Origin of the sequence: Stenotrophomonas pavanii, assembly GCF_900101175.1 — a bacterium.
GTDB lineage: Bacteria > Pseudomonadota > Gammaproteobacteria > Xanthomonadales > Xanthomonadaceae > Stenotrophomonas > Stenotrophomonas pavanii.
Genome location: NZ_FNFQ01000001.1, coordinates 665,017 through 677,746 on the forward strand (window position 1 = coordinate 665,017; position 12,730 = coordinate 677,746).

8 protein-coding genes are annotated in these 12,730 nt (G+C 67.3%); 5 read left to right on the forward strand and 3 right to left on the reverse strand.

The genetic code is table 11. The features are described from left to right. Positions 1 to 291: 291 nt before the first annotated feature. Both BLS66_RS03085 and ybaL read left to right on the forward strand, forming a co-directional pair. Entirely contained in the window at positions 292 to 2,679 is a 2,388-nt protein-coding gene (locus tag BLS66_RS03085; RefSeq protein ID WP_049467960.1) for a TonB-dependent receptor plug domain-containing protein, read from the forward strand. A gap of 200 nt (positions 2,680 to 2,879) precedes the next feature. Further along, entirely contained in the window at positions 2,880 to 4,577 is a 1,698-nt protein-coding gene (gene ybaL, locus BLS66_RS03090) for a YbaL family putative K(+) efflux transporter (RefSeq protein WP_049467962.1), read from the forward strand. A gap of 411 nt (positions 4,578 to 4,988) precedes the next feature. On the opposite strand, the gene BLS66_RS03095 is transcribed toward ybaL, so the two are convergent. Further along, entirely contained in the window at positions 4,989 to 6,275 is a 1,287-nt protein-coding gene (locus tag BLS66_RS03095; protein ID WP_074725042.1) for an O-acetylhomoserine aminocarboxypropyltransferase/cysteine synthase family protein, read from the reverse strand. Positions 6,276 to 6,455: 180 nt separating this feature from the next. Here BLS66_RS03095 and BLS66_RS03100 point away from each other — a divergent pair, with 180 nt between their 5' ends. The 3 genes from BLS66_RS03100 to BLS66_RS03110 all read left to right on the forward strand — a co-directional run bounded on the left by BLS66_RS03100 (position 6,456) and on the right by BLS66_RS03110 (position 9,420). Further along, positions 6,456 to 7,193, forward strand: a complete 738-nt coding sequence (locus BLS66_RS03100) for a winged helix-turn-helix domain-containing protein (RefSeq protein ID WP_057494719.1) — start codon at positions 6,456 to 6,458, stop codon at positions 7,191 to 7,193. After that, positions 7,190 to 8,479 (forward strand): ATP-binding protein, encoded by a 1,290-nt coding sequence (locus tag BLS66_RS03105; RefSeq protein WP_074725043.1) that lies wholly within the window; start codon positions 7,190 to 7,192, stop codon positions 8,477 to 8,479. Before BLS66_RS03100 ends, BLS66_RS03105 begins: the two co-directional genes overlap by 4 nt. 140 nt (positions 8,480 to 8,619) lie before the next feature. Then, positions 8,620 to 9,420, forward strand: a complete 801-nt coding sequence (locus BLS66_RS03110) for a MipA/OmpV family protein (protein ID WP_053506521.1) — start codon at positions 8,620 to 8,622, stop codon at positions 9,418 to 9,420. A gap of 39 nt (positions 9,421 to 9,459) precedes the next feature. On the opposite strand, the gene BLS66_RS03115 is transcribed toward BLS66_RS03110, so the two are convergent. Then, a complete protein-coding gene (locus BLS66_RS03115) occupies positions 9,460 to 10,005 on the reverse strand; it encodes a hypothetical protein (RefSeq protein WP_210240849.1) in 546 nt (181 codons plus the stop codon). Positions 10,006 to 10,098: 93 nt separating this feature from the next. After that, positions 10,099 to 12,684 carry an ATP-dependent chaperone ClpB gene (gene clpB, locus BLS66_RS03120; protein WP_012481080.1) on the reverse strand — a complete coding sequence of 862 codons (2,586 nt, stop codon included), beginning with the start codon at positions 12,682 to 12,684 and terminating at the stop codon, positions 10,099 to 10,101. Positions 12,685 to 12,730 lie beyond the last annotated feature (46 nt).

A 12,730-nucleotide genomic window follows, 5' to 3' on the forward strand; every position in this document is an offset into this window, starting at 1 on the left:
ACTGTTCCTGCGACGCAATTCTAGCGTTAACGAATACTTGACGCGTCCCGGGATGCGCAGTGGCCGACGTTCCTCTCTCCCACGTCCCCGCCGCGCGCGTCCCGGGGTCCCTTCCTGCCAGCGCTGATCCGGGCTAAATGGTTGCTGCTGCAACGTTTTTTCTGACGCCTGGCATTTGACAGGCACTGAATATCCCGTTAATTGCTGTATTGCGCACCGCAACAACCGCCGTCCGCCTCACGCTCGTGATGTCGATTCCGGTGCCGCCCCCGCCAACCGGAGCCCATCCCGATGACCCGCAAGACCCGCCTGATCGCCGCCGCCGTCGCTGTCGCACTCGGTGGCTCTCCGTTCGTCGCCGCTGCACAGCAGGCCGGCACCGCTGCCAACACCCTGGACACGGTGATCGTCACCGGCACCCGCGTGGCCGACCGTACGGTCGCCGAATCGCAGTCGCCGATCGACATCATCACCCCCGAAGTGCTGCAGTCCACCGGTACCAGTGAACTGGCCACCGCACTGTCGCGCGCCCTGCCCTCGCTGAACTTCCCGCGCCCGGCGCTGACCGACGGCACCAGCGGCGTGCGCCCGGCGCAGCTGCGCGGCCTGTCGCCGGACCAGGTGCTGGTGCTGGTCAACGGCAAGCGCCGCCACACCTCGGCGCTGATCAACGTCAACGGCAGCATCGGCCGTGGCTCGTCGGCGGTGGACATCAACGCGATCCCGATCGCCGCGATCGAGCGCGTGGAAGTGCTGCGCGACGGTGCCTCGGCACAGTACGGCTCGGACGCCATCGCCGGCGTCATCAACATCGTGCTCAAGGGCAGCGGCAGTGGCGGCAGCCTGGCAGTGGACTACGGCCAGTACTCGGCCGGCGACGGCAACAAGTACCAGCTGTCCGGCGACACCGGCGTCGAGTTCGGCAACGGCCGCGGCCGCGTGCACGTGGCCGGCCAGATCAGCCAGCAGGACGAGAGCAACCGCGCCGGCCCGTACCGCGGCACCACGCCGAACACCGGCAACTTCCCCAGCATCGGCCAGAAGACCTTCATCGTCGGCGACCCGCGCGTGGATGCCACCGCGGCCTCGGCCAACGCCAGCTTCGACTTCAGCGACCACGTGACCGGCTACGCCAGCGCGCTGCTCAGCAACCGCGACATCACCTCGTTCGCCTTCTACCGTTCGCGCAACCACAGCGGGCAGAGCGCGCTGCTGGCGCAGACCTACCCGGACGGCTACGTGCCGGAGATCAACCAGTATTCCAAGGACCGCTCGCTGGTGGCCGGGGTCAAGGGCAACACCGACAACGGCTGGACCTGGGACCTGAGCCTGAACCACGGCGAGAACACCCTGGACTTCCACACCCGCAACAGCATCAACTACAGCCTCGGTGCGACCAGCCCGCGCTCGTTCTACGACGGCACGCTGAAGTACCAGCAGGACATCTTCAATGCCGATCTGACCAAGTCTCTGGACTGGGGCCTGGCCTACCCGGTCACGCTGTCCTTCGGCGGCGAGTACCGCAAGGAGAAGTGGGACCAGAACCCGGGCGAACTGAACTCGTACACCGGCAGCGGCGCGCAGGGCTTTGCGGGCTTCACCCCGACCAATGAAGTGCATGCCGACCGCCACAACTACGCGGTCTACGCCGGCCTGGAAGCGGACCTGACCGAGAAGTTCTCGGCCGGCATCACCGGCCGCTACGAGGACTACTCGGACTTCGGCGACCGCTTCTCGGGCAAGCTGTCGGCGCGCTACGCGTTCACCGACAAGGTGGCGCTGCGGGCCACCGCCTCCAGTGGCTTCCGCGCGCCCTCGCTGGCCCAGCAGGGCTACCAGGCGGTGACCAGCCAGTTCCTCAATGGCGTATTCGTCGAGCGCGGCACCTTCCCGACCACCAGCCAGGCCGCGCAGGCGCTGGGCGCCTCGCCGCTGAAGGCCGAGACCTCCACCTCCTACAGCCTGGGCCTGGTGCTGCAGCCGGTCGATCGCCTGTACATCACCGTCGATGCCTACCAGATCGACATTGACGACCGCATCGCGTTGTCCTCCAGCATCACCACCAACGCGGCCACCAGCGCGCTGCTGGGCACCCTGGGCCTGCCGCAGGTGACCGCGTTCTCCTACTTCACCAACGGCCTGGATACGCGCACCCGTGGCGTCGACTTCGTCTCCAGCTACACCGTACCGTTCACCGCCAGCAGCCTGGAGCTGACTGCGGCCTACAGCTACAACGACACCGAAGTGCGCCGCGTCGGCGGCACCCCGGCGGTATTCGGCACGCTGGGCCTGACCCAGTCGCTGATCGGCCGTGATGAGATCGGTCGCATCGAGGACAGCTACCCGCGCGACAAGGCGATCCTGAGCGGCACCTGGCGTTCGGACCACTGGGAGCTGGGCCTGGCCGCCACCCGCTACGGCAAATTCACCGTGCGCAACTCGGCCACCGCGCTGCGTGACCAGACCTACGGCGACGCCTGGGTGGTGGATGCCTCGGCCAGCTACAAGCCGAGCAGCAACTGGACCCTCACCGTGGGCGCCGACAACCTGCTCGACAAGTACCCGGACCGCACCGAAGACCTGCAGAACTCCACCTTCGGCATGCTGCCGTACAGCAACTACTCGCCGTTCGGCTTCAACGGCGCGTATGTGTACGGGCGGATCAAGTACACCTGGTAAGGGGTACTGCCGGCCGCTGGCCGGCATAACCCGGGCCGCGTCTGGAGGAGAGCCCCTTCTTGTTGAAGGGGCGCGCCGAAGGTGTGGGTTGAAGAGGAATGCGTGGGCAAATCCGCCGGCCACGGCACGTGGCCGGCGGATTTGCCGTATCTGGCCTCATCGGTGAAAATCGGGATACCCCCGATTGCCTGCGAGTGCCGATGCACCATGACACCGACCTGATCAACATCGTTGCCGTTGGCCTGGGGCTCGCCTTCATCTTCGGCGCGCTGGCCAACAAGCTCCGCTTGTCTCCCCTGGTCGGTTACCTGGTTGCTGGCATCTGCGTAGGCCCGTTCACCCCCGGCTTCGTCGCCGACCAGGCACTGGCCAACCAGTTGGCCGAACTGGGCGTGATGCTGCTGATGTTCGGCGTCGGCCTGCACTTCTCGTTGAAGGACCTGATGGCGGTCAAGGCGATCGCCATCCCCGGCGCCATCGGCCAGATCGCGGTCGCCACCCTGCTCGGCTGGGGCGTGGCCTCGCTGATGGGCTGGCCGGCCATCCATGGCGTCATCTTTGGTTTCTCGCTGGCCACCGCCAGTACCGTGGTGCTGCTGCGGGCAATGGAGGAACGCCGCCTGCTGGAAACCATGCGCGGCAAGATTGCGGTCGGCTGGCTGATCGTGGAAGACCTGGCCTGCGTGCTGGCGCTGGTGATGATGCCGGTAATGGCCGGCGTGTTCGGTCCGGACGCGTCCAAGGAATCGCACTCGCTGGGCAGCGTGCTGGCCGACATCGGCTGGACCTTCGTGCAGCTGGGCCTGTTCGTGGCGGTGATGCTGGTGGTCGGCCGGCGGGTCATCCCGTGGATCCTCGAGCGCATCGCCGGCACCGGTTCGCGTGAGCTGTTCACCCTGTCCGTGCTGGCGATCGCGCTGGGCGTGGCGTTCGGCTCGGCGATGCTGTTCGGCGTCTCGTTCGCGCTGGGCGCGTTCTTCGCCGGCATGCTGCTCAACGAATCGGAGCTGAGCCACAAGGCCGCGCATGATTCGCTGCCACTGCGCGATGCGTTCGCGGTGCTGTTCTTTGTCTCGGTCGGGATGCTGTTCGACCCCAACATCCTTGTCCAGCATCCGTGGCAGGTGCTGGCCACCGTCGCCATCATCATGTTCGGCAAGTCGGCGGCGGCATTCTTCATCGTGCGTGCATTCGGCCACCCGACCAGCACTGCGCTGACCATCTCGGCCAGCCTGGCGCAGATCGGCGAGTTCGCCTTCATCATCGCCGGCCTCGGCGTGGCCCTGCAGATCCTGCCGAAGGAAGGCCAGTCGCTGGTGCTGGCCGGTGCGCTGGTGTCGATCATGCTCAACCCGCTGGTGTTCGGCCTGCTGGACCGTTGGCAGGCCAAGCAGGAGCAGTCGCCGCAGGCGCCCGAGCCGCCCGAAGCGATCGGCCCGTCGCGCGACCTGCATGACCACGCCATCGTGATCGGCTATGGCCGGGTCGGCAGCGAACTGGCGCAGGTGCTGCGCGACCGTGGCGTGCCGGTGCTGGTGATCGACGACAACAAGGAACACGTCGAGGAAGCCCACGCCAAGGGCCTGGCGGCGATCCGCGGCAGTGCGGCGGCCGACCGGGTGCTGGCCGAGGCGCATCCGGAGCGGGCCAAGATCGCGGTGCTGGCGATTCCGCAGCCGCTGGAAGCCGGTGAAGCACTGGCCAAGCTGCGGGCGATCAATCCGGACCTGACGCTGCTGGCGCGTGCGCACAGCGATGCCGAGGTGAAGCATCTGCTGGAACATGGTGCCGATGGCACGGTGATGGCCGAGCGCGAGCTGGCCTATTCGCTGGCGGAGATGATCATGTCGACGCCGCCGTACCGGAACCTGGGGCAGCACAGCATCCCGGTGGTGTGAGGGGTCTGCGGCAGGGCTTGCAGCCCTGCACCGGCTGAATCAACTTCAACGGCAACGGCAGAAGCAAAAGCTGGCATCCCGTGGAATGGCGGGATGGGTCCAGTTGCAGGAGACGCCGTAAACCCTTCCATGGGGGCTTGGCCGCGGCATCCATGCCGCGGACACTCCCGCAACCGGACCCACCCCGCCTTCGACGGTTTTCCGCGATCTATCGGAAATACTCCTGGGGTCAGATCCGTTTTCCGCAGGAAAACGGATCTGACCCCGGAAACAGAAAGATCCCCGGTCGACCCGCATCGACCGGGGATCTGGATCGCCACGTTGCCACTGCCTTGGAGAGGCAGTTCCACCGTAACGCATCGCTCGGCCCGTGGTGATCGCCTGTGGCGATGACGACCAAGCGCGTGGCTATCAGGCGCCGGCCAGGGCCTGTTCCAGGTCGGCGCGCAGGTCGCCGATGTGCTCGATGCCGATGGACAGGCGCACGGTGTCCTCGCTGACCCCGGCCTTGGCCAGTTCGGCGGCATCCAGTTGGCGATGCGTGGTCGAGGCCGGGTGGGTCGCCAGCGACTTCGCATCCCCCAGGTTGACCAGGCGGGTGAACAGCTTCAGCGCATCGAGGAAGCGTGCGCCGGCTTCACGGCCACCGGGCAGGCCGAAGGTCAGCACGCCCGACCCATGCCCGCGCAGGTAGCGCTGCGCGGCGGCATGCTCGGGATCGTCAGGTAATCCCGCATAGCGCACCCAGGCCACCTTGGCGTGCGCCTTGAGGAACTGCGCCACAGCCAGCGCATTGGCGTTGATGCGTTCCATGCGCAGGGCCAGGGTCTCGATGCCCTGCAGGAGCAGGAACGCATTGAACGGCGACAGCGCTGCGCCGGTATTGCGCAATGGCACCACCCGCGCGCGGCCGATGTAGGCCGCCGGCCCCAACGCTTCGGTATAGACCACGCCGTGGTAACTGGGGTCGGGCTGGTTGAGCCGCGCGAAGCGCGTGGGTTGCGCCGCCCAATCGAAGCGGCCGGAATCGATGATCGCGCCGCCCAGGCTGTTGCCGTGCCCGCCCAGGTACTTGGTCAGCGAGTGCACCACGATGTCGGCGCCGTGCTCGAACGGGCGCAGCAGGAAGGGCGTGGCCACCGTGTTGTCGACGATCAGCGGCACCCCGGCGGCATGCGCGACCTCGGCGATGGCGGCGATGTCGGTGACATTGCCGCGCGGGTTGCCGATGGATTCGACGAACACCGCCTTGGTGCGTTCGTCGATCAGCGCGGCGAACGCGGCCGGGTCGGCCGGGTCGGCGAAGCGCGCCTGGATGCCGTACTGCGGCAGCGTGTGCGCCAGCAGATTGAGGCTGCCACCGTAGAGCGCGCTGGAGGCGACGATGGTGTCACCGGCTTCGGCGATGGTCTGGATGGCGTAGGTGATCGCGGCCTGCCCCGAGGCCAGCGCCAGCGCGCCGATGCCGCCTTCCAACGCGGCCAGGCGCTGTTCCAGCACGTCGGTGGTGGGGTTCATGATGCGGGTGTAGATGTTGCCGGGCACCTTCAGGTCAAACAGGTCGGCGCCGTGCTGGGTGTCGTCGAACGCATACGCCACGGTCTGGTAGATCGGCACGGCCACTGCGCGGGTGGTCGGGTCGGGACGGTAGCCGCCGTGCACGGCCAGGGTTTCCAGTTGCCACTGCGGGTCGCTCATCGGGCCAGGCTCCATCCGGGGAAACGGCCACCATAGGCCAGCCGCGGGCCGCCGCTGAAAGCCACTGGCGATGACGGCCGTACCCACGGTTATCAGGTTGGTCGCGATTCAGGCAGTCGTCATGGACCGTTGCTAGGCTTCGCCGCCGGGCGCTCCTGCCCGGGCACGGAGGCCCCTCGCATGCAGCCATCTTCCTGGACCCCTGCGCCCAGCCACTCACCCACCTCGGTGCTGCTGGTGGAGGACGACCGCCGCCTGGCCGAACTGGTCAGCGATTACCTCCACGAGCATGGCTTTGCCGTGCGGCATGTGGCCCGCGGTGACCTTGCGGGCGCGGCCTGCCGCCAGCACGTGCCGGAGCTGGTGGTGCTGGACCTGATGCTGCCCGGCCTGGGCGGCATCGATGTGTGCCGGCAGATCCGCAGCTTTTCCGATGTGCCGATCCTGATGCTGACCGCCTGCGAGGACGACATCGAACAGGTGCTGGGCCTGGAGTCGGGTGCCGATGACTATGTGCACAAGCCGATCGAGCCGCGCCTGCTGCTGGCCCGCCTGCGCGCCCTGCTGCGCCGCCGCCATGGCAGCAGCACCACCGGCACGCCCAGCCGGCTGATGCACGGGCAACTGCTGATCGATCGCATGCAGCGCGAAGTGCACCTGCACGGCGCGGTGGTGGACGTGGGCACCACCGAATTCGAGATCCTGTGGCTGTTGGCCAGCCAGCCCGGACAGATCCTGTCGCGTGACCAGATCCTGCAGGCGGTGCGCGGCATTGGCTTCGACGGCCTGGACCGCAGCGTGGACGTCTGCATCGGCAAGCTGCGCCGCAAACTCGGTGACGACGCACGCGAACCGCGGCGTATCAAGACCGTGTGGGGACGCGGCTACCAGTTCAATCCTGCGGCCTGGTCGGAATGAAGCGGCTGTTCCTGTGGCTGTGGTTCGTCACCGGTGCCTGCTTCCTGGCCTCGGTGTTCTTCCTCAACCACACCCTGGATGGCATCTACACGCCCGTGCAGGATCGCGTTTTCGTCCAGCAGGTGCGCGGGCAGGTGTACGCCCTGCGCAGCGGCCTTGCGGGCCTGGACGCGGGCCAGCAGCGTGAGCGCCTGCGGCAGTGGCAACCCCACTACGGCATCGCCTTGACCCTGCTCGACGGTCCTCCCGCGCTCGATCGGCAGGAACAGGCGGCCGTGCAGGCCGATGGCTTCATCGTGCGCGATCAGTACCAGCAGGTCCTGCTGCCCATCGAGGGGGTCGATGGTCGCTGGCTGCACCTGCGCCTGCCTGGGGCCGTGCAGATGACCACGTACATGACCCTCGCCGCCTACCTCAGCATCCTGCTGCTGGTGGGCGCCTGCCTGTATGCCTGGGTACGCCTGCTCTGGCGCGATCTCGAAGCGTTGCGCCTGCATGCCGACCGCATCGGCGCCGGTGATCTGCAGGCACGCGCCCAGGTCTCGCCGCGCTCGCAGATCCGCGTCATCGTCGACCATTCCAACCGCATGGCCGCGCGCGTGGCCGAACTGGTGCAGCGCCAGCGCGATCTCACGCATGCCATTTCGCACGAACTGCGCACGCCCATCGCGCGCGTGGCCTTCGGCCTGGACCTGATGCAGGACAGTGATGATCGCGAACGCCGCGCGCGACTGGCGGAGGGGCTGCATGGCGACCTGGCCGAACTCAACCGGCTGGTCAGCGAACTGCTGGCCTACGAACGGCTGGAGCATCCCAGCGAAGGCGAGCCGATGCAGCGCATCGAAGCCAATGACTGGCTGCAGGCCTGCCTGGCCGATGCGCGCCGTGATGCCGAACGCGCCGGCCTGGTGCTGCGCGTGCAGCCCAGTGCGTTGCCACGGGTGGATGCCGAGCCACGCCTGCTGCAGCTGGCGCTGAGCAACCTGGTCGGCAATGCGCTGCGCCACGCGCGCTCGCAGGTGGAAGTGTCGCTGGTCGGTGTGGGCGGACGCGCCTGCCTGCGCGTGGACGACGATGGCCCCGGCATCGCCGAGGCCGACCGCGAGAAGGTGGTCCGCCCGTTCACCCGACTGGATGACAGCCGCAGCCGTGACACCGGCGGCTTCGGCCTGGGCCTGGCGATCGTCGGCCGCATCGCCGCGCGCCACCACGGCGAACTGCGCATCGGCCGCGCCACCCTTGGCGGCGCACGCCTGGAAATGCACTGGCCGCTGGCTGCCAGCTGAACGCCCACGGGCGCGCTTACAGTTGGTTACAACTCCCGCACAACTGCGGACGGATCGGTCGCCGGCGTATCGCCACGCTGGCAACCCTGCAGCGCGCGCCGGATGCGCGTGCTGCTTTCCTCCCATTGTCGAGAGTTTCCATGTCCCCGCTTCGCCGTTCCCCTGCCCTGCTCTGCCTGGCCCTGCTGCCGGTGTTCGCCGCCCCGATCGCTTACGCCAAGGATGACCACTGGACCTTCGAGCTCGCCGCCGGGGGCGGCGTGGCACCACGCTACAGCGGCAGTGAGGAGTATCGTGCAACGCCCTCGCTGTCGTTCGATGCCACCGCGCCGGGGGGCTGGTTTCTGGGCACCAGTGGCATCGGCTGGGGCACCTCCCTCGGCGAGCACACCCGCGTGCGGGCCTATGTGGGTGCCAGTGGTATCCGCAAGGACAAGGACTCGCTGCTTGGCGGTTCCGACTTCCTGCGCGGCATGGGTGATATCGATGCCCGTCCCCTGGTCGGCGTCTCGGCGGGTTATACGCTGGGCGAAGCCGTGCTGAGCGGCTCCTGGCAGTTCACCCGCAAGGATGAGGACAAGGCCGAGAATGGCCTGGCCACCCAGCAGATCCATCTGAACCTGACCCTGCCGCTGTTCGACCTGGCCGGCGGCGTGGTCAGCGGCAGCGTCTCCACCGACTACGGCAACCGCGGTTACCTGCAGACCTGGTACGGCGTCAGTCCGGCCCAGGCGGCGCGCACCGGCTTTGCCGAACACACGCCGAAGGCCGGCCTGGTCAGCGCCGGTGTCGGCCTGAAGTGGAGCCACCGCGTCGGCCGCAATGGCAACTGGTACATCTCGGCCGAAGGCACGCGCCTGCTCGGCGATGCGGCCGACAGCCCGATCGTGCAGAAGGCAAACCAGTTCGGGCTGATGAGCGGTTACACCCACCGCTTCTGATGCATGAAGGGCGCCGCTGGGCGCCCTTTCCTTCTGCGGTCAGCGGCAGGCCGGCGCGTCGCCGCTGCCGCACAGCCCGACCTCGCGCAGCCAGCCGATCCACTGCACGACGTCCTCCTTCTCCGGCTCGGAGCGGAACGACTTCTGCACGGTGTGGAAGCCCTGCCTGCCCTGCATGCCCTTGATCCAGGTGAACTCGGGCTTGCCTGTCCCCGGATTCTGCGGGCAGCCGAGCATCAGCAGGGCGAAGGGCCGTCCCCCTTCTTCACCTTCGCGGATCCAGTGGCTCTGCGCCGCCGGACAGGCGATGCGCCACCCCGCCTCGATGATGCCGAGGAACTCACGCGGACTCACATGGCCACTGTTCGGCGCATCGTTGACGGTGACCATGTCGGTCCAGTCGTGCACGGTCTGGCCCTGTGGCACGTACTCGGTGATGCGGTTGCCTTGCGCGTCGGTGCTCTGGTGGGCCTGCTGGTAGCCCTTCATCGGCGGCAGCTGGACCTGTTCGGCGGCCGCAGCGTGTCCACAAACAGCAGCCAACGCCAGCGTCATGCAGAGTGAAGCCCTGCGGGCAACGTCCATGCGGTTCTCCTCATCCTTGCGAAAGTGAAACAGGACCATCGTGCGCTGCCAAGGCTCGGATGGCGCCCCAGCCATGGCCGGGGCGCCACCGGTTCAAGCCTTGGCGAAGACCAGGCGACCACCGTCGTTGCCGACTTCGATGGTATCGCCGTTGACGAAGGCGCCGGACAGGATCTGCTGCGCCAGCGGGTTTTCCAGCTGCGACTGGATCGCACGCTTCAACGGGCGCGCGCCGTACACCGGATCGAAGCCGACGTTGCCGAGCAGGTCGAACGCCGCATCGGAGACCGCCAGCTTCAGCCCGCGCTCGGCCAGGCGCTTCTCCAGCCCGCGCATCTGGATGCGCGCGATCTGCTTGATCTGCTGCTTGTCCAGCGGGTGGAACACCACGATGTCGTCCAGGCGGTTGATGAACTCCGGACGGAAGTGCGCCTGCACCACGCCCATCACTGCTGCCTTCATCTGCGTGTAGGCCTCCGGACTGTCGTCGGCGCTCATGTCCTGGATCTGGTGCGAGCCCAGGTTGGAGGTCATCACGATGACGGTGTTGCGGAAGTCCACGGTGCGGCCCTGGCCATCGGTCAGGCGGCCATCGTCCAGCACTTGCAGCAGGATGTTGAACACATCCGGATGCGCCTTCTCCACTTCGTCCAGCAGGATCAGCGAATACGGGCGACGACGCACCGCCTCGGTCAGGTAGCCGCCTTCCTCGTAGCCGACATAGCCCGGGGGCGCACCGATCAGGCGGGCGACGCTGTGCTTCTCCATGAACTCACTCATGTCGATGCGGATCATCGCGTCGGCGCTGTCGAACAGGAATTCGGCCAGCGACTTGCACAGCTCGGTCTTGCCGACGCCGGTCGGGCCAAGGAACAGGAAGGAACCGGCCGGGCGATTCGGATCGGACAGGCCTGCACGCGAGCGGCGCACCGCATCGGAGACGACCTTGATCGCTTCCTCCTGGCCGACCACGCGGTTGTGCAGCACCTCTTCCATGCGCAGCAGCTTGTCGCGCTCGCCTTCGAGCATCTTGTTGACCGGAATGCCGGTCCAGCGCGATACGACCTCGGCGATCTCCTCGTCGGTCACGCGATCCTGCACCAGCTTGAAGTCCTTGTGCTCGGCTTCCTGGGCCGCGGCCAGCTGCTTTTCCAGCTGCGGCAGCAGGCCGTACTGGATCTCGCTCATCTTGGCGAAATCCTGGCGGCGCTGCGCGGCCTCCAGCTCCAGCTTGGCCTGCTCGACCTGTTCCTTGATCTTGGTGGCGCCCTGCAGCGCGGCCTTCTCCGACTTCCAGATTTCATTGAGGTCGGAGAACTCGCGCTCCAGCCCGTCGATGTCGTTTTCCAGGTCGGCCAGGCGCTGCCGCGAGGCCTCGTCCTTCTCCTTCTTCAGCATCTCGCGCTGGATCTTCAACTGGATCACCCGGCGCTCCAGCCGATCCAGCTCCTCCGGCTTGGAGTCGATCTCCATGCGCAGGCGCGAGGCAGCCTCGTCCATCAGGTCGATGGCCTTGTCCGGCAGCTGGCGGTCGGTGATGTAGCGGTTGGACAGCGTGGCGGCGGCCACGATGGCCGGGTCGGTGATCTCCACCCCGTGGTGCACGGCGTACTTTTCCTTCAGCCCGCGCAGGATCGCGATGGTGTCCTCCACCGACGGCTCACCGACGAAGACCTTCTGGAAGCGGCGCTCCAGCGCAGCGTCCTTCTCGATGTACTTGCGGTATTCGTCCAGCGTGGTCGCACCGATGCAGTGCAGCTCGCCGCGTGCCAGCGCCGGCTTCAGCATGTTGCCGGCATCCATCGCGCCGTCGGCCTTGCCCGCGCCGACCATGGTGTGCAGCTCATCGATGAACAGGATGATCTGGCCTTCGTTCTTGGCCAGGTCGTTGAGCACACCCTTCAGGCGCTCCTCGAATTCGCCGCGGAACTTGGCCCCGGCAATCAGCGCGCCCATGTCCAGCGACAGCACGCGCTTGCCGCGCAGGCCTTCGGGTACTTCGTCGTTGATGATGCGCTGGGCCAGCCCTTCCACGATCGCGGTCTTGCCCACGCCGGGCTCGCCGATCAGCACCGGGTTGTTCTTGGTCCGGCGCTGCAGCACCTGGATGGTGCGGCGGATTTCCTCGTCACGGCCGATCACCGGGTCGAGCTTGCCGCTCTCGGCACGCGCGGTCAGGTCGATGGTGTACTTCTCCAGCGCCTGCCGCTGTTCCTCGGCATTCTCCGACTGCACGTTCTCACCGCCACGCAGCTTGTCGATCGCCGCCTGCAGGCGGGTCTTGTCGGCACCGGCGGCGCGCAGCGCCATGCCCAGCGTGCCGCCGTCGTCCAGCGCCGCCAGCACGAACCACTCGCTGGCAATGAAGGCGTCCCCGTGCTGCTGCGCCAGCTTGTCGGTCTGGTTCAGCAGGCGCCCCAGATCGTTGCCCATCGAGACGTTGCCGGCCTGGCCGGATACCTTGGGCAGTGCGTCCAGCGCCTCGGTCAGGCGCTCGCGCAGCACCGGCACGTTCACCCCGGCCTGGGCCAGCAGTGGGCGCGTGCTGCCACCCTGCTGGTCCAGCAGCGCGCTGAACAGGTGGACCGGTTCGATGATGCTGTTGTCGCGGCCCACGGCCAACGACTGTGCGTCTGCCAGCGCCTGCTGGAAACGCGAGGTGAGCTTGTCCATCCGCATTGCGAATCCTCATCGGTCATCAGGGCCGGCCTGGGCCGGCAATGCT